Consider the following 22361-nt stretch of genomic DNA (forward strand, 5'->3'; position numbering starts at 1 on the left):
ATTTACGGAGCGACGGTTTGATTGATTGCTGGAAAAATACAATCTTTGTTTACTTTTCCAGATTGCCATAATTAATATTCAATTTGCTTGGTGGGTTCTACGGAATATTTTAGACGGATTTTTACAAACTATGTAATTTTGCGGATGCGCTATGAACAAATATAGTTTTTTTGTAGTAATTTGATACTGCAACTAACCAGTATCAATAAATTTATTACTGTATTAATACAGTAAGTTGGGAAAAGGCGATCGCAAATTATTATTAAATTTTTATACTAACTTCAACATAACGTAACATTGCAGTTTGTAAAGATAAATACTGAGTAATGGAGGCTTGCCATAAACATTTTTGAAATGGTAACGTCTAAGGCTATCTAGACATCTTACGTTAAAGAAACTCCAGTATATGAAGTCTCCGCTTATTGGTTTGACATTGGTTGCAACTTTGTTTACCCCCGTTGCTATGGCTGCTCCTCCTAGAAGTGCTGACCAAACTATCGAATGTGAAATATTAGTAGTGGGTGGTGGATTGAGCGGGGTTGCTACCGCCTATGAAGGCTTGCTGAGTGGCAAAACCGTTTGTCTGACAGAGATTACTGACTGGGTAGGAGGACAAATTTCGGCTCAGGGAACATCGGCTTTAGACGAGCGACCAACCCAAAGAGCAAAGTTATTATACCCCCGTGGTTATTTGGAATTGCGATCGCGCATTGAGCGCAAATATAAAGAACTAAATCCTGGAGACTGTTGGGTAAGCGATTCTTGTTTTTTGCCGAGGGATGGCAATGAGATTTTAGCTAAGGTACTAACAGATGCGGCAAAAAAAGGCAAGGGCAAGTTTAAGTTTTTCCCTTCGACGGTAGTCAAGGAATTACAAAAGACACCAAATATAATCAATGGGGCGATCGCTATTCAACACCGCCCCGCCAAAGGCGCACCACCTCTTAATACTCAGCCTCTATCGCAAACCATTACCCAAGCCTATACTTACGCTAATTCCGCTAATTTTGACAAAAGTATTATTCGTTTTGTCCCCGCCAAACCCAAGAAAAATAGCCCTTTAGTTAAAAGTAATGCCCCTAACTGGTACGTAATTGATGCGACCGAAACGGGGGAATTGGTGGCGCTGGCAGATGTCCCTTATCGGCTGGGTATTGATGCGCGTTCTTACTTAGAACCCTCCGCTTCTAGTGCGAGTAACGATGCTTATTGCACTCAAGGCTTTACTTATACCTACGCCATGGAGGCAACAAAAGAACCCCAAGTTCAAACAATGCCACCTTTTTATCTTCAATATTCACCCTACTATAGTTATGAGTTGCAACGTCTAGCAAGTTTTCCTTTAGTTTTTACTTATCGCCGCATTTGGAGTCCGGGAGAAGGAGAAACAGCTAAGTTTGGCGGGATTGAATTTACAAACCCCACACCGGGGGATATTTCTATGCAAAACTGGACGTGGGGCAATGACTACCGCCCAGGTACGAGCAGCGATAATTTGGTGTACGCTCGTAACCAGTTGCAGGCAACCAAACAACTAGATCCGGGACAATGGATGGGAGGCTTGCGAGTAGAAAGTCTGCGTAAAGCTGAAGAAATTGCCATTGGCTATTATTACTGGCTAGTAGCTGGAACAACGGACTCTCAACTAGGGGAAGGAGTTAAGCAACCGCAACCAAATTATCGCTATTTATCAGGATTAGATTCGCCGATGGGAACTGTTAACGGCTTATCTAAGTATCCTTATATGCGAGAAGGAAGGCGGATAATTGGCAGACCTAGTTGGGGACAACCCCAAGGCTTTACAGTATGGGAAATTGATATTTCTCGCCGGGATTATACAGATAAATACTACACAGACACCTTATCACCAGAGACTTATCGCAGTTTAAAAGCGGCGCTATCGGGATTAGAAGCAACGGCTGTAATTGGTGGTACTAGAGAAGCAAATTCAACCATGAGGCGATCGCGTTCGACAATTTATACTGACTCTGTGGGTATTGCTCACTATGCTATAGACTTTCATCCCTGCATGGTCAAAAGTCCCCCCGAAGCACCAGGAAATATCGAGCGTCCCGGCGAACGATTGGGCGCTGGACAAGCTTACCCGTTTCAAATTCCTTTAAGGGCGATGATTCCGCAAAAGATCGATAATATGCTGGTAGCAGGGAAAAGTATTGCGACAAGCCATATTGCAGCCGCAGCTTACCGAGTACATTCTTTTGAGTGGTCGTCGGGAGCGGCGGCGGGAAATACCGCAGCTTTTAGTTTGGATAATGCGATCGCACCTTACCAATTAGTCGATAATTTACCCCAACAAGAGCCGCAGCTAGAGGCGCTTAAACGTCGATTGAAAACCCAAGGCAATCCTACGGCTTTCCCTGACACTTCAATTTTCAATGAAGATTGGGACGATTGGCGCTAAAAAGTTAGGGGATGAGGGGATTTATTTACAGTTCTCTCATCCCGATTTTTTTATCCTCTGGTATCTTGGAATGTAGTTTAATTAAGCTTTTTTATATAGATTATGACTAGGTTACATTCAACAATTGTCCGCGCTATGGTAAATTCTGCACCAACTATTGCTCCCACTCGTAACAGCGAAGTTACTCGTAAGATTTATCCCAACTACAAAATTATTGTCTTAAATGACGATTTCAATACCTTTGAACACGTAGCAAAATGCTTGCTAACTTATATTCCGGGGATGAGTAGCGAAAATGCTTGGGAACTAACTAATCAAATCCACTTTGAAGGACAAGCTATTGTCTGGGTTGGCCCTCAAGAACAAGCAGAGCTTTATCATCAACAACTTAGACGTGCGGGTTTGACTATGGCTCCTCTAGAGGCAGCCTAAACCATCATGGGCAAACCCACTAGCGGTAGACTTGTACTCAATCACTCTACCCATATTCCTGGACTGATTCGCATTTTGGAAGCTTTGACTAAGCTTGAAGGTATCCACACGATTACCCCCGGCGTTATTAGTAGAACAAAAGGTCACATCCCCCAAATGCAGTTAAGAGTATCTGTACCAATTCGCGGCGGCTTTAAAATTATTGCCAGACTTGGTAAGACGGTGCAAGAAGTATTTATTCTCACGACTTTGAGCCAAGAACAACTAGAGGAGTTGTTGCAACGGTAAGGCTCTACATTGGCTCGTAGACAAGATCGGGAATCAGACTCAACACTTTTTCTAATTCCTCTTGATGACCAATGCCTAAAAATTTGTCATCTTCGCGATAAATTTGCACCGGAGAATTAATTAAAATTTGCTCATCGCCTGCAACTTTTTGTCCTTGACACCATTTTTGAGCCACAGGCGCAGATAAAGTTACTAAGGGTAGATGCTGTAAGGCGGCTGGAGGGGCAATAGGGCTAAAAGTTCCTTGTTGTAGCTGCGCCGTTAGTTCGTCGAAAGTCAAGCTGTTTGAGAGGCTAAAACCAGCGCTTTGAGTGCGAATTAGAGCCGCTAGAGTTCCGCCAGTAGCTAAAGCTGTACCCAGATCGCGGGCGATCGCTCTGATATAAGTTCCTGCACTACAACTAATTGCTACATCAATTTCAGGATACTCACCATCACGCCACTCTAATATTTCTAACTGATATACTTCTACATTCCTAGCTGGAACTTCTATAGTTTCACCACGCCGCGCTAGATCGTATAAGCGCTTTCCCTGCACTTGTATGGCACTATATTTTGGCGGAATTTGGGATAATTTGCCTATAAATTGCTTTAAAGTCCAGGTAACTTGTTCTAACGTTACGTTTGTTCCAGGCGTTTGACTAATAATTTCTCCTTCTAGATCGTCTGTCGCCGTTACTACCCCCAAGCGAATTGTTGCTTGATAAGCTTTGTCTGGTTGCAAGTATTGTAATAGCCGCGTTGCTTTACCCAAGGCGATCGGCAAAACCCCCGTGGCGGCTGGATCTAACGTGCCTCCGTGTCCTATACGTTTGAGACGCAACAACCCCCGCAACTTAGCTACACAGTCATGAGATGTAAAGTCAGTTGGCTTGAATAGATTGATAAAACCTTGCACAAATAAAGTATCCTACTAAGCTGCTAATCGATGTTTATTTTAGTTGGAAACCAGAAGTGCGATCGCTTTTATAAATTTTGTACTATTGGTACAAAATGCCACAAAGCTTATAGATTGGCTAAAAACTTGAAGATCGTCTTTAGTCAAAAATCATCAAGGTTTTGCCGGAAATCACCCTTGAGCCATCGATACTAATTATTAGTAATTTGCTTTTTTGGGTGCAATGATGATTCAGAAAATTAAACAGAGTAAAGAAAATTGGCACTTTTTCTATCGTGCTTTTACTATTAGTCTCAGCATTTTGTTATTATCTGAAGCCGTAGCCGTTGGTACTCACAGAAGTATAATAGCCCAACAACCGCCCGCCGCTACTTCTCCTAGTCTTAACAGCCAAGGACAACAACTATTAAACGAAGCACAGCAACTTTTAAAACAAGGAACTAATCAGTCGCGGATACAGGCTTTAGCTAAATACCAGCAAGCTTTGGCAATTTGGCAAAAACTAGGCGATCGCGCATTTGTGGCTTTAACACTCCAAAGTATCGGTTTAACTTACTATTTGCAAAACGATAATCCCAAAGCTTTAGCAAATTATACCCAAGCTTTAGAGCTTCGACGGGCTTTAGGCGATCGCTATGGTGAAGCAATTATGCTTAATTCTATTGGTGGGGTTTATGCTGCTTTGGGCGACAAGCAACAAGCTATTCAATCCTACAACCAAGCTGTAACTCTGTTTAGAGCCGAAAAAAAATCAGCCGAATTAGCATCAACATTAATCAGCTTAGGGGGAGTTTATGCTTCAGTCGGCGATACAGCTAAAGTAATTGCGTATTACAACCAAGCTTTAGAAATCCAACGCTTGGCAAACGATCGCCTTGGAGTTGCCAGCACTTTGAGCAATTTAGGCAGAATTTATACTTCTTTAGGCGAAAATCAGCAAGCGTTAAATACTTATAACCAAGCACTGGAGATCCAAAAAGCGGAAGGAAACAAACCTGGAATTGTAGAGGTTTTGCAAGGGTTGGGCGCACTTCATACTTCATTTAACGAAAGTCAAAAAGCTTTAGAGATTTACAACCAAGCTTTAGAAATCCAAAAATCGGGGGTGGGTAATTCCATCGATCGCGCTTTAACACTAATCGGTATTGCTGGTAGCTATCAGGGATTAAGCGATTATCCTCAAGCTATCGAAAACTACAATCAGGCTATAGCCTTACAACAAGCGGTGGGTAATCGTTTAGCAGAAGCCGAAATCCTCAATCAACTAAGCTTTGCTTACGATCAAACTGGGGAAAAGCAAAAAGCCTTGGAAGTTTTGAATACAGCCTTAAACTTACAAAAAGCCGCAGGCGATCGCGCACGGGAAGCTTTTACTTTGGGTAATATCGCCGGAATTTATAATTCTTTGGGAGATTATCAACAAGCCCTCGATGCCCATAATAAGGCTTTAACACTCCAAAAAGCTGTTCAAGATCGCCCCGGTGAAGCTGTTTCGCTTAATGATATTGCCCAAGTTTATAGTTCTTTAGGCGACTATCAGCAAAGTGTTGACTCTCATAACGCCGCTTTGGCGATCTTTCGCTCCATAGGCGATCGCGCCCAAGAAGGGCAAACTCTCGATAATATTGGCGGCGTATACCGCTTATCGAAAAATTATCACCAAGCCTTAGATTACTACAATCAAGCCTTGGCTGTACGACGGGCTACGGGCGATCGCTTTCGAGAATTTGCAACGCTAACAGGTGTAATTAGAGCCTATGAATCGTTGAAAGATTATCCCAAAGCTTTAGAATCAGCAAATAGCGCTCTAAGCATTGCTCGCGCCCAAAAAAGTCCCTTTGCTGAAGCTTCCGCCTTAGCTTTAACAGGGAGAGTATATTTAGCTTCGGGAAATAACCCTCAAGCTTTAGAATCTTCAAAGGCGGCGTTAAAAACTTGGCAGCAATTGGGTATTCGCGCCGCCGCCGCCCCAACGCTGGATAATATTGGTAAAACTTATCATGCTCAAGGAAATTATCCTAACGCGATCGCCTCTCACAAGGAAGCTTTAGCTGTATGGCAAAGTTTGGGCGATAAAGCAGGCGAAGCTGAGAGTTTATACAATATTGCCATTAGCGAACAAGGGCGAAACAATTTCCCTCAAGCTCAAACTCAAATTAAAGCCGCGATCGCCGTTGTTGAAACATTGCGTACCAAAATCGCAAGTAAAGACTTAAGAGCTACTTATTTTGCTTCAGTGCAGAGATACTATGAGTTTTATACAGACTTATTGATGCAGTGGCACAAAAAAGAGCCAAGAGCGGGGTTTAACGTGGAGGCTCTGCAAGTAAGCGATCGCGCCCGCGCCCGTAGTTTGTTAGAAATTCTCACCGAAGCTAACGCAGACATCCGTAAGGGGGTAGATCCGCAACTGCTAGCAAAAGAACGGAATTTGCAAACGGCGTTAGATGTAGCCGAAACTCGGCGGGTAAGAATCCTTAGCGCTAACCATACTCCCGCCCAAGCCACCGCCGTAGATAAACAAGTTTCTGAACTATTAAACCAATACCAAGCCTTGCAAGCCCAAATTCGGACTACAAGCCCCCAGTATGCCGCCTTAACTCAACCCCAAGCGCTGAAACTCGCCCAAATCCAAAAACTCTTAGATCCCGATACTGTATTGCTGGAATACTCTCTAGGTAAAAAACGCAGCTATTTATGGACGGTAACGGCTAATTCTTTAACTAGCTACGAATTGCCACCCCAACAAGAAATAGAAACTCTTGCCAAGCAATATTACCAATTAGTTACCGATAAACGTTTTGGTTTGAAACGGCAAAACTTAGCTCAAGTAGCTACTAATTTAAGCGACATTCTTTTAAAACCCGTAGCTGGACAAATTGCCAAAAAACGTTTAGTAGTAGTTAGCGATGGTGCGCTGCAATACGTGCCATTTACTGCCTTACCTTCACCAAATAACAATGCTACGCCGTTATTAGTTGAGCATGAAATTGTTAGTTTGCCATCAGCTTCTACAATTGATGTATTGCGACGCGAATTAATTGGACGTAAACCTGCACCTAAAACCGTAGCAGTAATAGCAGATCCAGTATTTACCACTAATGACGAAAGAGTAAAAACTGCAACTTCATCTACTCCCTCTAGCAATCCCAACTCTTTGTTGCAGAGATCCGCTACACAATCGGGCGTAAATTTTGCCCGTTTACCTGGTACGAGAAAGGAAGCCGAGCAAATTTTAGCGCTTGTACCCGCAAGTGAGCGATCGCAAACTTTTGATTTTCAAAGCGATCGCGCGGCGGTGACTAGCTCAAATCTAAGCCAGTATCGAATTATTCATTTTGCTACTCATGGCATCCTCAACAGCCTTAATCCTGAGCTTTCGGGGGTGGTGCTATCGCTGGTAGACGAAAAAGGTGCGCCGCAAAATGGCTTTTTGCGCCTAAATGAAATATTCAATCTCAATTTACCTGCCGAATTAGTTGTACTTAGTGCCTGTCAAACAGGTTTAGGAGAACAAGTCCGAGGTGAAGGAATTATTAGCTTGACAAGGGGCTTTATGTATGCTGGTGCGCCGCGAGTGGTAGTAAGTTTGTGGAGTGTAGACGATCTTGCTACTGCCGAGTTAATGGGCAAATTTTATACAGAAATGCTGAAAAAAGGGTTAAAGCCTGCCGCAGCCTTGCGCTTGGCGCAGATAGAGGTGTGGAAGCAAGACAAATGGAAATCGCCTTATTACTGGGCAGCATTTGGGTTGCAAGGGGAATGGAGATAACTTTTTGTCTTACACTTTGAGGCTGAAGGCAAGTTGATGAGCAAACAATTTACTCATCAACTATTTTGCCATAAGTCTGATGTTAGACTTTACCATTTTGGGAATCTGCTTCGGCTTTTGAGTTATTTGTTGGTTTGATTACTTTGGCAATTGCTTGCTGGATAAATTCCTGCATAAATTCATCACGGCGATTAAGCTCAAACTGTCTTTGGACTACTTCAGTCATCCCACCATCTCCCCAATCTTGATTGTGGCGAAAATACTCAATAAAACTTCTCCCAGCAATCCGCGTCAAATAAGCCGCCGTGACTCCTTGAATTGCTTTACCAACAACAATTGTAGTGAGATTAAATTGCAAAGCTGTGGATAAAAGTTGAATTGCTCCTTTGACAATGCCCAAACTGGCTAAAGTTTTGGCTAAAGACAGCGCTAATTCTCGCCCCCGCTCTAAATTTAACTCGCAGCCGTAAATTTTGCCGATTTCTACTACCATTTGGGCGTTTACTGCGGCGGTTGCCAATAAATCCACCACAGGTATTGGAGTTACCGAAACTACCCCCGCCCCAATCCAAGCAAAACGATCTACAACTTTTTCGGCTTGGCGGCGACGTTGGGAGTCAATAAGTTTTCGAGCGTCATCTCCTAGGCGTTGGGATTGCAGCAAAATGTTATCAGCAACTAAATCCTCTCCTTCCGCTCTTAGCACCGCCGCCATACGCCGGAGTAAGGGGAGAATTTCGGGTTCGGGATGGAAAATTTCGCCATTTTCGCTTTTGAAGCTTTGGGGATTGGCAGAAATTGCCACAATGTCCACGGGTTTAATAAAACTGTGGACTCGTTCGCGCAAACGGGCAATAATTATTTCGGTATCGGCTTCGGTGTAAAGATCGATTTTATTGAGGACAATTAGCGATCGCTTGCCCATTGCCGCTAAGGTCTGTAATGGCTGATATTCCGAGCTTCTTAGGTCATTATCTACTACAAATAAGAGTAAATCTGCGCCAGTTGCTAAGGAACGCGCTAGTTTTTCGCGCTCAGTTCCCGCTATACCCGCTTCTAAAATACCTGGAGTATCAGTAATCAAAATTTCCCGACTCATGCCTTTTAATTTTAAGCTGTAAGTCTCCCCAATTTCTGTTGTTCCCATCGGTGCATCGACTTTACCAATTTGGTTGGCAAGCTTTGAAGAGTGTTCCCCCGAACTTTCCACAATGCGCCCAATTAAAGCATTTACAAGCGAAGTTTTCCCCGCCGAACCCGTACCAAATACTACTACTTGCAATTCACCGCCCGACAACGTAGCTTCAATTTCTTGGGAACGACCTAATAAAACTCGTCTGGCAACTTCATCCTCAATTTGGGCTACTTGTTGACGAATTGCGCGGAGAGTTTCTTCCGCCGCTTCGGTTTTAATAACGGGAATTTGTGGTTGACGGCGCTGCTTTGGTGAAGACTTAGCACCCTTATTAAATAGCAAAACATAGTAGACAAATAAGCCAATTAATCCTGCCAGCAAAGCAACAATTAATAGCAGTAGCAAATTAGCTAAAAAAGGTGAGGTAAAAGCAGTATAGCTATACAACCAGGACAAAGAATTAACTAGCCACAGCATTAACCCCAAAATCAGGATTAAACCAATAATCAGCGTCAATAGGCGCGATAGGGGCATAGTTTAGGGTCAGGTGGTAGCAACAATTAACTAGATTCTAGTCTTTCTGTGGCGAAGGTAGTATTTAAAGTAGCTATATAAACGTTTCTCTAGAGCTTACTACCAAACAATTATGAGTAACGAAGTTGCTGCAAATAATTCTCCTGCAACGATTCAGCCTGTAGAAATTCAAGAAACTTTGGACGAGTTATACAATAAGTATCGGCTTTTGCAAATAGGTCAGTTGGCAACTTACATTCCAGAACTAGCAAAAGTGAATCCAGAATTGTTTAGTATCTGCATCATCACTGTAGACGGTCAATGTTTTAAAGTCGGAGATTTTCAGCAATTATTTACTATTCAGTCTATCTCTAAAGTGTTTGTTTATGGACTGGCGCTGGCAGAACATGGACGAGAACAAGTGTTAGCTAAAGTAGGTGTAGAACCAACGGGAGATGCTTTTAATGCGATTATTCTTGACGAGAAATCCAAGCGTCCTTATAACCCAATGGTCAATGCTGGAGCGATCGCTATTACCAGTCTAATTAAAGGCAATGAACCAACAGAGCGGTTAAGTCGGATGTTATCAATGTTTGAGGGCTACATTGGACATGAAACTACTGTCGATATGCTCACCTTCATGTCAGAGCGCACCACCGGACACCGTAACCGCGCCATGGCTCACCTGATGCTTAATTTTGGCATGATTGATGAAAAAATCGATGAAGCTCTTGATCTTTACTTTCAGCAATGTTCTTTGGCGATTAACTGTTTAGATTTGGCTGTAATGGCTGCAACATTATCTAATCAAGGTAGAAACCCATTAACTCACGTCCAAGCTGTTCCCTCCTGCTATATCAGAGATATTCTTAGTGTTATTTATACCTGCGGAATGTACAACTTTGCTGGAGAGTGGGCTTACAAAGTTGGCTTACCTGCAAAAAGTGGTGTAAGTGGTGGGCTACTTATAGTTGTACCTGGTCAGATGGGCATTGGGATTTTTTCACCGCTTTTAGATGAGCGTGGTAATAGCGTTCGAGGAGTCAAAGTTTCTGAAGAACTATCGCAACGTTTTGGGTTGCATCTGTTTGATTGTAAAAAACGGGATGTTGGCTAAAAATGCGATCGCATTCTAGATGTTGGTCAAGCTAGAACTGTAGAGTAGGGCAAGCGCGATCGCCATTAAACCAGTTCCAAAAAATTATTCTGTATCTATTAAAACCGTAACCGCCGCAACCGCAATTAGCATTTCGTCGTTTTTATCCTTGAGAGAAGCGATCGCCCGACCTTGAACCACCATCCCACCGGACTCTACAGTTAAAGACTTTTGTCCAAAAGGTAGTACAGCTAGAACTTCAGATTCCCGTACTTGTTCTGGGTAAGGTACAGCTACTTTGACCTCAACAATCATTTGGTCTGGATCGCTTAAACCCGCAACTTCCCAAACGCCCAGCAAAGCATTATTGGCGATCGCATTTCTTACCGCCCTTGCTGCTGCAACAGTGGGTTCTTGCCCGTGTTGGTCAATGCCCATCCCCATTTCAATGATGAATCGTTTACCGGAAAAATGGGTCTAAAGCCCCGCCGTTCTAGGACGGCTTTATATTAATTATATTAGTTATCCGTATCATTGTATAATAAATGTTAGGAGGTAACGAGAATGTACGGATGTCAGCAAACATTAATTAGTCACAACAATGAACTTAAAGCAATACTTAAATATGTCTGTGCCGAAGCTAACAAACTGTCTAATTGTGGGCTATACTACGCCCGTCAAATGTATTTTAAGGCGGGAAAAATAGTTAATAAGTTTGACTTGCATAAGCAACTTAATAAAAACCCACATTTTGGGGCATTGCAATCGCAAACGGCACAGCAAGCACTAACCACTATTGCAGAGTCGTTTAAGTCATTTTTAGGACTGTTAAAAGCTTATAGAAACGGAACTATAGCAGATTGTCCTAAACTGCCTAACTACCGCAAGAAAGGATTAACACTTGTTACTTATCCAAGCCAAGCAGTCAAGTTAATTGACCATCAATTAAGGTTTCCGCTAGGAAGTAAAGTTAAAACTTGGTTTGGGCTAGATGCTTTTTATCTGCCGATGCCATCAAACCTAGATTATAAAAGCGTTAGAGAGTTTAGAATACTGCCTAGGGGTGGCTGCTTTTATGTAGAATTTGTTTATAAACTAGAATCGGTTTCAAGCGATGTAAATCCTGATTTTGCTTTAGGAATTGACCCAGGTTTAAACAACTGGCTAACTTGCGTTTCTAACGTAGGAACAAGTTTTATAGTTGATGGAAAACACCTCAAGTCGCTTAACCAATTCTACAACAAACAAATCTCAACTATTAAAGAAAACAAACCACAAGGTTTCTGGTCTAATAAGCTTGCCTCTATCACAGAAAAGCGCAATCGGCAAATGCGGGACGCTGTTAATAAAGCCGCTCGAAAAGTTTTAACTCATTGTTTAAATAACAAGATTGGGACTCTTGTATTTGGCTGGAACAAAGGGCAAAAAGACAGTTCAAATATGGGAAGAGTTAATAACCAAAAGTTTGTATCAGTCCCGACTGCCAAACTGAAAGATAGGATTGCTCAGTTATGTGAACAGTATGGAATTAAGTTTGTAGAAACTGAGGAATCCTATACTTCAAAAGCTTCGTTTGTTGATGGTGATTTTCTGCCTATTTTCGGTGAAAAACCCGAAGGGTGGAAGTCTTCAGGCAAACGGACAAAGCGAGGATTGTTCCGCACCTTTGCAGATTGGCATATTAACGCTGATTGCAACGGGGCATCAAATATCATCCGAAAAGTAGCAACAACACTTGGTTTAGACTTGAGTGGAGTTAGTAGAGGCGCATTGTCTACGCCTTTAAGACTAAGAATTTGGTCTTAAGAATCCTCGTTCCCTTTAGGGCGAGGAGAAGTCAAGAACCATTGCTAACTTTTCCCACAACTGCTTTATTAGCTTAGACTTTCCTATGCTCTACGTGTCAATAAAGCGCCGCACTCCCAAAATATCACTCAGTATACTTGAGGAACAAAAAACTGCTCATTGCGAGGGGCGCGAACATAATCTTCAAAGGGAGGTCTGGGCGGAAGTTCTAGAGGCGGAGGGGTCATATCTTCGTAGGGAATTTTGCTTAGTAGATGATGAAGGCAATTTAGCCTAGAGCGTTTTTTATCATCCGCCTCAATCGTAAACCAGGGAGCTTCGGGAATATTTGTCCGCGCAAACATAGCATCTTTGGCTTTGGAGTAATCCATCCAGCGATCGCGCGATTCCAAATCCATTGGACTGAGTTTCCAACGTCTTGCTGGATCGTGACTGCGGGATAAAAAGCGCCGCTCTTGCTCGTCATCGCTGACGGAAAACCAGTATTTGAGTAAAACAATCCCCGAAGCGACTAACATTCGTTCAAATTCCGGGCAAGATTGCATAAATTCTGCATACTCAGCATCACTACAAAAACCCATAATCCGCTCAACCCCGGCTCGGTTGTACCAACTGCGATCAAATAATACAATTTCCCCGGCGGCAGGCAGGTGTGCCACGTAACGCTGAAAATACCACTGTGTTTTTTCGCGATCGGAGGGAGTACCCAAAGCTACAATCCTACAACCACGGGGGTTAAGTGGTTCAGCAATGCGTTTAATCACGCCACCTTTGCCCGCCGCATCGCGACCTTCAAAAATTACCACAACTCGATAACCAACGTGCTTGAGCCAGTATTGCATTTTGACTAACTCAATCTGGAGTTCTCGTAGTTGAGTTTCGTAAGTTTTTTTGGGAATTTTCTTCGCAAAGATTTCGGTACTACCATCAAAAATCTTTTTTGATTTCTTAGGTTTCTTCCGATCTTGTGCCTTTAAAAGGCTCTCTGCTAGGTCTGTAACTGGTTGAGCTAAACTATTATTTTTTAGTTTTTCTCCTGTGATTTCATCTGTTGACATATACAATTACTCTCAATTATTTAATTAACTAACTTAAATTTACTTACCAAGTAAGGTTCTAGTCTGTATAACCTAAAGCATTGACTTCAAACTGTTCTCGAATACTGTCAAAGTCGAGATGTTGTCCTGTGTTATGCGCTTGGTGATGCCTTCGGCGGTTCGCTTTGCAAACATCGCTGCGTTGTTAATTAACACCTCAATCTGGGTTGCTCCTAGCCGCTCGTGCAAGGACGCAACAAAATCATCAGCTATATCAATGTTTTCTTCGACTCGGATTCCTAGCGCCTTCAACTCCTTAGACGCTTCAGGGCAGACGGCGATCGCCTTGTCTCCCCATGCCTGAAGTTGACGACAATACTCATAGCCGATGCCGCGATTGGCTACTGTAACTAAATATGTTGCCATAGGATGCGCTACTGCAAACAACCTTGATTATGTCCCACAATAACGCAGTCTGGCAGTTCCCTTATTAAAGCAGGTAAATTTAGGTATGAAGGTAGTTGAAAGAATATTTACAACTAAGCTTTGCTTGCTTGGGCTAAACGATTATTAACTTCATCCCAATTAATGACATTCCACCAAGCTGTCAAATAGTCGGCGCGGCGGTATTGGTATTTGAGATAGTAAGCGTGTTCCCAAACATCATTGCCCATAATTGGGTAATTGCCATCAATTAGCGGGCTATCTTGATTGGGGGTAGTGGTAATTTTTAGTTTGCCATCATCACGTACTAGCCACACCCAGCCACTACCAAAACGTTTAGTACCTGCTTCGTTAAACTGTTTTTTGAAAGTAGCAAAATCGCCAAAGTCTGCGGCGATCGCTTTACTAATTGCTCCAGTTGGCTCTCCGCCGCCGTTAGGCTTCATGATTTGCCAAAACATACTATGATTTACATGACCGCCGCCATTATTGCGGACGGTGGTGCGAATAGCCTCTGGTACGCTTTCAAGATTGGTTAGCAACTGCTCGACACTTTGCGATTTGAGGTTAGGATACTTTTCTAAAGCCGCGTTTAAGTTTTTTACATAAGTTGCATGGTGGTTATCGTGATGAAACCGCATGGTTTGAGCGTCAATGTGTGGCTCTAGAGCGTTGTAGTCGTAGGGTAAAGGCGGTAAAGAAATGGTGTTACTTGCAGGAGTAGGTTGAGCTATTGCTGTATCCATCAACCCCGACGAGCGCCAAGAACTTAAAGCTACGGCTCCGCCTGTTGCTCCGAGTAAAAATAGTAGTTTGCGTCGATTTAGTGTCATAAAAAAATTGGTAGTTAGGGCGATCGCCTTTGACAATAACAGCCTAATTAAATAATCAATCCTGCTGCCCAAACTCCATGCTACGTCACAATAGAATCTTAAAAATCTACCTTTTTAAGTGTTTTTGAGCTACTAGCCGACATTCAGCTAGAATTTGCTATTTATCCCTCTGGCGCTAGTTAAAATGCGAGCGATCGCTAAAAGTTTAATTTTTTGGGGTAATTACTGTTAGTTTGCTTGATTGTTTGGGAATACTATCAGCAAGGCTTTATAGCGCGATGTGTTCCATGAATAATGTACTATTGCAAAATTTAATTCAATTGATCGGTAGCCATACAGGGTTACATATCCGCGAACAGGATAAACAAGCTCTAACCAATAAAGTAAATGCCCGGATGCTTGCGCTCAAACTTTCTACACCAGAGCAATACTATCAACTGTTAGATACAAATATCCACAACGGCTCAACTAATGAAACCCAGTGCGATCGTGAATGGAAAGCGCTTACTCTCCTACTAACTACTGGAGAAAGTTACTTTTTTCGGGATAAAGGACAAATAGCTTTACTAAAAGATTCCCTACTACCACAAATAATCGAACAAAAAAAGCGATCGCATTATCAGCAAAACTCCTCAAAATTATCGCTAAGAATTTGGAGCGCGGGTTGTTCTACGGGGGAAGAAGTTTATTCTATTGCTATTCTTGTTAAAGAATTGATTCCTGACTTGCACAATTGGCATATTTTAATTTTAGGTACAGATATTAACTTAGAATCCGTTGCTAAAGCCAAACAAGGAATTTACGATTCTTGGTCTTTTCGCATGGTAGAACCGCAAATTATTCAACGTTACTTTAAGCCCTATCAGCAAAGTTGGAAAGTTGAAAAAACAATTTGCTCGATGGTAAAGTTTCAATCTGGTAATTTAATTAAAGACCACTTTCCCCAACCCCTAATTGATATTTACAGTATGGATATCATTATTTGTCGTAATGTTTTTATTTATTTTGATACTACTTCAATTTCAATAGTGTTAAACAAGTTTTACCATACTCTTAACACCGCCGGATATTTAATGACTGGTCACGCAGAATTACACGGTCAAAATCTTGACAAATTACAGACAAAAGCTTTTTCGGAATCTTTGGTATATCAAAGAAAAGATTTAGCAGTGATAGAAACTCCTACAATGCCTGTACAGTTATTGTCTAATTTCAGCAATAGAAATAAACAACAAAATAGTTTAATTAATCAACGAGAAATAAAGCCCTTAGTATCACCAACAAAAAAACAAATTAAACCAGAAACTACTAAAACTGCTGCAAATTTAACTACAGCAGAAAACCTATTTCATCAAGGGGATTATCCTCTCGCTATTCAAGAAGCAGAGCAAATAATCAAACAGCACCCAGTTGATTTTGATGCTTATTATCTTCTCGCTCAAGCTTGGGCAAATTTGGGTGAAATTGAAAAAGCTGCTTTTTACTGCGAACGAGCAATAGAGATAAATTCACTTTCCACATTTCCTTACTATTTATTAGCTCATATTGCCGAAGAAAAGGGAGATGCTAGTAAAGCTAAAAAATTACTAAGAAAAATTATTTATATTACTCCTACTTCCGTTGATGCCTACTTAGAAATGGGGGATATTTATCAACGAGAAGGCGACATGAATAAAGCAAAAAAAATGAGAACTACTGCGTTCGAGTTACTTAACCAGTTGCCAGGGCATTTTTTGGTAGAACCAAGTAAGAATACGGTAAGTGAATTAACGGCTCAAGTTAATAAATTATTGCAAAATCATCGGTAAGTAAAGGTTATGCGATCGCTTTTGCAGCTATTTCTTAACCTTAGCAAGGTATTAACGTAGTTGCTTTGGAGATTTTACAAATATCTGAGGGTTAAACAGATAACACCTAAAATAGGTGCTAAGTGATATTACTGATTAACCGCTAATTAATTATTAATTTCAGTAAGTTTACAGATAGACTTATAAACTCGTTTCAATATATTAATGAGCTTAGTGATTGTAATTATAAACAAAATGAGTATGGATATTTTAATAAAATAAATTCTTGGCAAAAATTATGAGTTCAACTTTTTATCAAAAGCAGCAATTAGCTACTGTTTTAGAAGCATTCCAAGCCAAGCAAAATTATGGGGTTTTATATTTAGATGCTGAGATAAATCTCCAAGCTACAAAAAGATCGCGCGTTTTGGTTTTGCACAATGGAAAGATTGTTTATGGAGATATAATTTTACCTACCAATAGAGAATTTGCCAAAATCTTAGGCAAACAATTAAATCGGGAATGGTCAGAAAGTGCGATTGCCTTAGCAACTCAAAAAGCTACAAATAAAACTTCTACTAGGGCGCTTTTAGACTTATTGATAAAAATGCGACTATTTACCTGGGAACAAGTAGAAACTTTTGTACATAAGCAAGTAGTCCTAACTTTAGAACAACTGTTACCTCACGCCGGATATTATCGACTTGATAATAGTCTTGAGTTTGACCTTTGTCATGGAAAGGATTGTCACGGCTTAGATTTGGCTAAGTTAATTGCCGATGTCAATTACCGTCAACAACAATTGTCTGCTTTTGCGCCCGCTATACCCTCCATAGAAGCAATTCCCTATTTTAATCCTAGCGCTGCTGATAAAATTACTAACCCCGCAGTTCGCAAGCATTTAGAACAATGGGTAAATGGGAAGCGAAGTTTAATTGATATTGCCGAAGGTCTAAATAAAGATGTTATGCAAGTAATGCAATCTTATTTACCTTGGGTCAAAGCTGGCTGGGTATTAATTAATAATAATAATAACTTACCTATTCCTAAAAAAGAGCTACCAATTATTTTAGCTGTAGACGATAGTCCTATTATGCAAGTAACGCTTAAACGGGCGCTATCAGAGCAATATCAGGTACTAATAGCAAGCAACGCCAAAGATGCGTTGATGTTATTACATCGTACTGATGTTGAACTGTTATTACTTGATGTGACAATGCCGGAAATTGATGGCTTAGAAGTCTGTCGCACAGTGCGAAGTATTGCCAAGTTCCGTGACTTGCCAATAATTATGGTGACAGCAAAAGATGGTTTCTTTGACAAAGTTAAAGGTAAATTTGCCGGGTCTACTGACTATGTAACTAAACCTTTTAATCCAGAACAATTACGCCAGCTAGTTAGCAAATATATTAACAGCACTAACAATTCTGATTCTTTAAGTACAATCTAAATCTAAATTTTTGTAAGTTTTATAGCTTAATATTATCTCTGCAAAATCTACCAAAATTGCTAATAAAAATGGAAAATAAGTCTTATCTAGTCTTCAGTTTAGATAATTTAAAATATGGAATAGACGCTTTATTGGTGCAAGAAATTTTTTATCTTCCTGAACTTATCCCGATTGTTGAAGCCCCAAACGACATTGTAGGATTGTTAAATTTGCGCGGCAAAATTGTGCCAGTTATGCACTTAAGTTTGCGGTTAGGAAATCAGCTAGAACAGTGTTATTTGACCGATAGTATCATTGTTTTAGATTATGATGGATTGCAGGTGGGAATCATTGTAAGTAACGTCCATGAGGTTAAAAACATTAGTCCAAAATTAATAGAAAACGCTATAGATTATGGACGGATAAAAGATATTAATTATAGGTTTTTAGCGGGAATAGCAAAGGTCGATTCTACCACAATTTTATTGCTAAATCATCATAATTTGCTTCGCGAACCTGAAAAGGTAGAAGCCCTCCTTGAGGAAGATAGCCAAAATTTAGAGCAATCGAGCTTAGTCAACAATTTTTATACAACTTGCTGCCCTAATGCTACCACTAAAGAAAAAACGATTTTTAAGGAACGAGCAGATAATTTAAAACAGTTAGCTAATGATAATAGTTCTATAGAATTAATTCCCTTGGCCGTGATTGGATTAAATAATGAATACTTTGGCATTGAGCTAGAGTTTGTTCAAGAATTTACTAACATTCCTAAAGTTACTCCAATACCATGCTGCCCATCTCATATAGTTGGCAACATGAATTTAAGAGGCGAAATTTTGACATTAGTTGATATTCGTAGCCTTCTAAATATGCCTTTAGCAAAAACAAGCAATGGGAATAAAGCTCTTGTCGTTGGCAATGAAGATTTAATTGCAGGTTTTTCAGTAGATGAAGTTTTTGATGTGATGTATTTACATCCATCCGCAGTAACTTCTTTGCCTGTAGCTGTCAACTCAAAAGATGAAAAATATTTGCGAGGAACTGTTGCTTATTTGGGAAATATGCTAACTATTCTTGACTTACCTAAACTATTAATGAATGAATTGTTAGTAGTAAATGAAACCGTCTAAAACCCACTAATTTTTTGATAAATAAGAGCCGAAAAATGTTGAGAAATTTAAACAATTTACCATTGCGGACAAAAGCGATCGCCTTAGCGATCGCCTTAGGCACAATTCCGGTACTTTTAGTCGGTACAACTAACTACATTTCCTCCATACAAAAAAGCCGCCAAGCTGCTGAACAAGCCCAAGAAAACCTAACTACTGCGCTAGCGGATAAAGTTGGGCAGTTTATGTTTGAGCGCCATGGCGATATTCAGGTACTTGCTAACTTGCCAATTCTTTCCAACCCCGAAAAAACTTCAGGAATTACACCCCAGCAAAAGCAAGCTGTATTAGATAAATACATGAAACTGTATGCAGTTTATGACAGTATTGCTGTAGCCGATCTAACGGGCAAAACTATTTTGCAAACTAGCGGAGAAGCCATTAGTGGATTGGGAGAGCAAGACTACTTTAAAGCAGCGCTGGAAACTAAGCAATCGGTAATTGCGCCGCCAACAAAGTCTAAATTAAACGGCAAATATTATGTTTTTCTTGCTTCACCAATAGTTAACGCCAACACCAACAAAATAACTGGTGTAGTGCGAACCCGGATTCCGGTAGATAATTTAGATCCAATTGTTAAAGTTAGCAACTCTACGGTAGATGGAAGCAGTCAAACCGCCGCAGAATACCATCTAACGGATGCGAATGGTAAATTCTTTGCCGCCGCCGAAAAAGACCAAATAGGACGAGATGCAAAAAAAGATTTTGCAAGTTTTGCCCAGTTACAGGGAGATAAAAAAGTTGCAAGTGCCGTAAATATCGATCAACTTGATAAAAACGAACAACTCGTATCTTATGCTCCGGTAACTCAAATTGCGGGAATGCCCAATCTCAATTGGAGTGTAGTATTAGCAGAAGATACGGCAAAGGTTTATGCCGGGGAAGGTCAACTACTGCTAAACCTCATTTTGGGTACGGGATTAACCGCGCTAATTGCCAGTGGACTTGCGGTACTTTTTGCTAACCGGACTACTAAATTAATTCAGGGAATTGCTAGTGCGATCGCCTCAAGTTCTACAGAAATCGCCGCCACCGTAGAGCAACAGGAGCGTACCGTTTCTGGACAAGCAAGTTCTGTAAATCAAACAACTACCACAATGGACGAATTGGGAGCATCTTCGCGCCAATCAGCAGAGCAAGCGGAGGCTTCCGCCGCCGGAGCAAGTCAGGCTCTAAACCTCGCTGAAGGGGGAACTCAAGCAGTACAACAAACCCTCAAAGGCATGACAACTCTCAAAGAGCAAGTCAATGAAATAGCTAACGCAATTATTCGCCTCAGCGAACAAACAAGTCAAATTGGCTTGGTTTCGTCTCTGGTAGGGGATTTAGCTAATCAAACTAATATGTTGGCGCTCAACGCAGCAGTAGAAGCCGCTCGTGCGGGAGAACATGGTAAGGGGTTTGGGGTAGTAGCCACCGAAATTCGCAAGCTTGCCGATCAAAGTAAAAAATCCTCTGAAAAAATCAACACTTTAGTTGGTGATATTCAGTCAGCGATTAATAAAACCGTGATGGTGACAGATGAAGGGACAAAAAAAGTCGAGCAAGGATTGGAATTAGCCGAAAAAACCGCCGAAACCTTCACAGGGGTAGCAGATTCAGTTAATAACGTATTTTTAAACAGCCAACAAATTTCTCTTAGTGCCAAACAACAAGCGATCGCTGTTCAGCAAGTAGTAACGGCAATGAACTCTATTAACTTAGGGGCAAAAGAAAGCGCTAGTGGCATTACTCAAGTTAAATCCAGCGCCCAGCAACTCAAAGAGGCGGCGCAAAAACTCCAAGCTGTAGTTTAAAAACTGCCACAGTTCAATCCAAAATTATCGGAACAAAAGAAAATGTTTGACAATTTCAGCCTCAGAAACAAAATGCTACTTGGCTATTGCGTCCCTATTGTCTTATTTATTGTCTTAGGAGGGATTACCTATTCCAGCATTACGAAGAAAAATGCTTTGGAAGAAAAGATAAAACTTGCCCAAGAGACAACTATAAATGTTGATGAGTCCGTCTATGGCTTATCAAGAATGGTACGCAACGTCCGGGGTCGCGTGCTATTTCCCCAAGATGCGAGTTACTTAAAATCCTATCAAGAAGGGCTAGACGCATTTCAGCAAGCATCAACCCAGTTAAAGCTACAAGTTAAAGACCCCAAGCAACTAGAGCGTTTAAATACCATTATCGCAGATGGAAACCGGCTCAATCAAGTTGCAGAACAGACCTTTGGCTTGCTATCTCAAGGAAAAATTGCCCAGGCAACTCAGCTTACCAAGACTTTGCGAATGTCTAATATAGATAAAGCTAAAACAGCAGCGATCGCCCAAGAACAAAATTTTCTTAAAGCAGCATCCTCGCAAGCTCAAGCAACTAATAATCTGCTAGTTCTATTGAGTACCCTAGGAACATTACTTACAACACTATTTGCTTTAGCTGTGGGAATATGGCTTTCTGCAAATATTGGGCGGACGATTAAAACCGTTAATCAAGCCGCTAGTGCGATCGCCTCAAGTTCTACAGAAATCGCCGCCACCGTAGAGGAGCAAGAACGCACCATATCTGGGCAAGCAAGTTCAGTCAATCAAACTACTACCACAATGGACGAACTGGGGGCATCTTCGCGCCAATCAGCAGAACAAGCGGAAGCCTCCGCTTCCGGCGCAAGTCAAGCTTTAACCCTCGCTGAAGATGGCACAAAAGCTGTACAGCAAACCCTCAAAGGAATGTCAACGCTTAAAGAGCAAGTCAATGAAATAGCTAACGCCATCATTCGCCTCAGCGAACAAACAGGACAAATTGGCTCGGTTTCATCTCTAGTTGGAGATTTAGCTAATCAGACTAATATGTTGGCGCTCAACGCGGCGGTAGAAGCCGCTCGTGCGGGAGAACATGGTAAGGGGTTTGGGGTAGTAGCAACCGAAATTCGCAAACTTGCCGATCAAAGTAAAAAATCCTCTGAAAAAATCAATACTTTAGTTGGCGATATTCAATCGGCGATTAATAAAACCGTGATGGTGACAGATGAAGGGACAAAAAAAGTCGATCGCAGTTTAGAACTAACTCAAGGTACGGCGAAGATTTTTACTGGGGTAGCAGATTCGGTTAATCACGTATTTCTAAACAGTCAACAAATTTCTTTGAGCGCCAAACAACAAGCGATCGCCGTCCAGCAAGTAGTAACGGCGATGAACTCCATTAATTTAGGAGCTAAAGAAAGCGCCACTGGTATCACTCAAGTCAAGTCCAGCGCCCAGCAACTCAAAGTCGCGGCGCAAAAACTCCAAGCTGTTGTTTAAAAAACTT

The 22361-nt window shown here is 41.3% G+C and carries 17 protein-coding genes; 11 read left to right on the forward strand and 6 right to left on the reverse strand.

What is annotated here, in order from left to right; translation table 11 throughout:
* The first annotated feature begins 406 nt into the window (after positions 1-406).
* From SYN7509_RS0205500 to SYN7509_RS0205510, 3 genes are all read left to right on the forward strand, one after another.
* Positions 407-2422: an FAD-dependent oxidoreductase gene (locus SYN7509_RS0205500; RefSeq protein ID WP_009632224.1), complete on the forward strand. Its 2016-nt coding sequence runs from the start codon at positions 407-409 to the stop codon at positions 2420-2422.
* 135 nt (positions 2423-2557) lie between these two features.
* Positions 2558-2854: an ATP-dependent Clp protease adapter ClpS gene (gene clpS, locus SYN7509_RS0205505; protein WP_202807272.1), complete on the forward strand. Its 297-nt coding sequence runs from the start codon at positions 2558-2560 to the stop codon at positions 2852-2854.
* A 6-nt stretch (positions 2855-2860) separates the two neighbouring features.
* A complete protein-coding gene (locus SYN7509_RS0205510; RefSeq protein ID WP_009632226.1) occupies positions 2861-3142 on the forward strand; it encodes a DUF2103 domain-containing protein in 282 nt (93 codons plus the stop codon).
* Between the two features lie 4 nt (positions 3143-3146).
* Here SYN7509_RS0205510 and truB read toward each other — a convergent pair whose 3' ends face one another.
* Entirely contained in the window at positions 3147-4040 is an 894-nt protein-coding gene (gene truB / locus SYN7509_RS0205515; RefSeq protein ID WP_009632227.1) for a tRNA pseudouridine(55) synthase TruB, read from the reverse strand.
* A 223-nt stretch (positions 4041-4263) separates the two neighbouring features.
* On the opposite strand from truB, the gene SYN7509_RS0205520 reads away from it, so the two are divergent.
* The gene (locus SYN7509_RS0205520; RefSeq protein WP_009632228.1) at positions 4264-7812 is read left to right on the forward strand and encodes a CHAT domain-containing tetratricopeptide repeat protein; all 3549 of its coding nucleotides are present in this window, start codon (positions 4264-4266) and stop codon (positions 7810-7812) included.
* An 82-nt stretch (positions 7813-7894) separates the two neighbouring features.
* On the opposite strand, the gene SYN7509_RS0205525 is transcribed toward SYN7509_RS0205520, so the two are convergent.
* Complete coding sequence (locus SYN7509_RS0205525; RefSeq protein WP_009632229.1) at positions 7895-9481, reverse strand: YcjF family protein; 1587 nt, start codon at positions 9479-9481, stop codon at positions 7895-7897.
* A 112-nt stretch (positions 9482-9593) separates the two neighbouring features.
* Between SYN7509_RS0205525 and glsA the strand changes: the two genes are divergently transcribed.
* Positions 9594-10577, forward strand: coding sequence for a glutaminase A (glsA, locus tag SYN7509_RS0205530; RefSeq protein ID WP_009632230.1), 984 nt, complete (start codon positions 9594-9596; stop codon positions 10575-10577).
* Between the two features lie 84 nt (positions 10578-10661).
* Here glsA and SYN7509_RS0205535 read toward each other — a convergent pair whose 3' ends face one another.
* Positions 10662-11009, reverse strand: a complete 348-nt coding sequence (locus tag SYN7509_RS0205535; protein ID WP_227501534.1) for a Lin0512 family protein — start codon at positions 11007-11009, stop codon at positions 10662-10664.
* A 111-nt stretch (positions 11010-11120) separates the two neighbouring features.
* Here SYN7509_RS0205535 and SYN7509_RS0205540 point away from each other — a divergent pair, with 111 nt between their 5' ends.
* Positions 11121-12362, forward strand: a complete 1242-nt coding sequence (locus SYN7509_RS0205540) for an RNA-guided endonuclease InsQ/TnpB family protein (protein WP_009632232.1) — start codon at positions 11121-11123, stop codon at positions 12360-12362.
* 128 nt (positions 12363-12490) lie between these two features.
* Here SYN7509_RS0205540 and ppk2 read toward each other — a convergent pair whose 3' ends face one another.
* From ppk2 to SYN7509_RS0205555, 3 genes are all read right to left on the reverse strand, one after another.
* Positions 12491-13420, reverse strand: coding sequence for a polyphosphate kinase 2 (gene ppk2 / locus SYN7509_RS0205545; protein WP_009632233.1), 930 nt, complete (start codon positions 13418-13420; stop codon positions 12491-12493).
* Positions 13421-13492: 72 nt separating this feature from the next.
* Positions 13493-13825, reverse strand: a complete 333-nt coding sequence (locus SYN7509_RS25180) for a Rossmann-fold NAD(P)-binding domain-containing protein (protein ID WP_009632234.1) — start codon at positions 13823-13825, stop codon at positions 13493-13495.
* Positions 13826-13938: 113 nt separating this feature from the next.
* Positions 13939-14676, reverse strand: coding sequence for a superoxide dismutase (locus tag SYN7509_RS0205555; protein ID WP_009632235.1), 738 nt, complete (start codon positions 14674-14676; stop codon positions 13939-13941).
* Between the two features lie 287 nt (positions 14677-14963).
* Here SYN7509_RS0205555 and SYN7509_RS27485 point away from each other — a divergent pair, with 287 nt between their 5' ends.
* From SYN7509_RS27485 to SYN7509_RS0205580, 5 genes are all read left to right on the forward strand, one after another.
* Positions 14964-16484 carry a CheR family methyltransferase gene (locus tag SYN7509_RS27485; protein WP_051482551.1) on the forward strand — a complete coding sequence of 507 codons (1521 nt, stop codon included), beginning with the start codon at positions 14964-14966 and terminating at the stop codon, positions 16482-16484.
* 277 nt (positions 16485-16761) lie between these two features.
* Complete coding sequence (locus SYN7509_RS28270) at positions 16762-17913, forward strand: response regulator (protein ID WP_009632237.1); 1152 nt, start codon at positions 16762-16764, stop codon at positions 17911-17913.
* Positions 17914-17981: 68 nt separating this feature from the next.
* Positions 17982-19025 (forward strand): chemotaxis protein CheW, encoded by a 1044-nt coding sequence (locus tag SYN7509_RS0205570; RefSeq protein ID WP_009632238.1) that lies wholly within the window; start codon positions 17982-17984, stop codon positions 19023-19025.
* Positions 19026-19060: 35 nt separating this feature from the next.
* The gene (locus SYN7509_RS0205575; protein ID WP_009632239.1) at positions 19061-20860 is read left to right on the forward strand and encodes a methyl-accepting chemotaxis protein; all 1800 of its coding nucleotides are present in this window, start codon (positions 19061-19063) and stop codon (positions 20858-20860) included.
* Positions 20861-20902: 42 nt separating this feature from the next.
* Positions 20903-22354 carry a methyl-accepting chemotaxis protein gene (locus SYN7509_RS0205580; RefSeq protein ID WP_009632240.1) on the forward strand — a complete coding sequence of 484 codons (1452 nt, stop codon included), beginning with the start codon at positions 20903-20905 and terminating at the stop codon, positions 22352-22354.
* Positions 22355-22361: the final 7 nt, after the last annotated feature.

This window comes from Synechocystis sp. PCC 7509 (genome assembly GCF_000332075.2).
GTDB lineage: Bacteria > Cyanobacteriota > Cyanobacteriia > Cyanobacteriales > Chroococcidiopsidaceae > Aliterella.

Coding starts and splice junctions, on each gene's coding strand:
- SYN7509_RS0205500 (WP_009632224.1), top strand. CDS start 407: ATGAAGTCTCCGCTTATTGGTTTGACATTGGTTGCAACTTTGTTTACC.
- clpS (WP_202807272.1), top strand. CDS start 2,558: ATGGTAAATTCTGCACCAACTATTGCTCCCACTCGTAACAGCGAAGTT.
- SYN7509_RS0205510 (WP_009632226.1), top strand. CDS start 2,861: ATGGGCAAACCCACTAGCGGTAGACTTGTACTCAATCACTCTACCCAT.
- SYN7509_RS0205520 (WP_009632228.1), top strand. CDS start 4,264: ATGATGATTCAGAAAATTAAACAGAGTAAAGAAAATTGGCACTTTTTC.
- SYN7509_RS0205525 (WP_009632229.1), bottom strand. CDS start 9,481: ATGCCCCTATCGCGCCTATTGACGCTGATTATTGGTTTAATCCTGATT.
- glsA (WP_009632230.1), top strand. CDS start 9,594: ATGAGTAACGAAGTTGCTGCAAATAATTCTCCTGCAACGATTCAGCCT.
- SYN7509_RS0205540 (WP_009632232.1), top strand. CDS start 11,121: ATGTACGGATGTCAGCAAACATTAATTAGTCACAACAATGAACTTAAA.
- ppk2 (WP_009632233.1), bottom strand. CDS start 13,420: ATGTCAACAGATGAAATCACAGGAGAAAAACTAAAAAATAATAGTTTA.
- SYN7509_RS25180 (WP_009632234.1), bottom strand. CDS start 13,825: ATGGCAACATATTTAGTTACAGTAGCCAATCGCGGCATCGGCTATGAG.
- SYN7509_RS0205555 (WP_009632235.1), bottom strand. CDS start 14,676: ATGACACTAAATCGACGCAAACTACTATTTTTACTCGGAGCAACAGGC.
- SYN7509_RS27485 (WP_051482551.1), top strand. CDS start 14,964: ATGAATAATGTACTATTGCAAAATTTAATTCAATTGATCGGTAGCCAT.
- SYN7509_RS28270 (WP_009632237.1), top strand. CDS start 16,762: ATGAGTTCAACTTTTTATCAAAAGCAGCAATTAGCTACTGTTTTAGAA.
- SYN7509_RS0205570 (WP_009632238.1), top strand. CDS start 17,982: ATGGAAAATAAGTCTTATCTAGTCTTCAGTTTAGATAATTTAAAATAT.
- SYN7509_RS0205575 (WP_009632239.1), top strand. CDS start 19,061: ATGTTGAGAAATTTAAACAATTTACCATTGCGGACAAAAGCGATCGCC.
- SYN7509_RS0205580 (WP_009632240.1), top strand. CDS start 20,903: ATGTTTGACAATTTCAGCCTCAGAAACAAAATGCTACTTGGCTATTGC.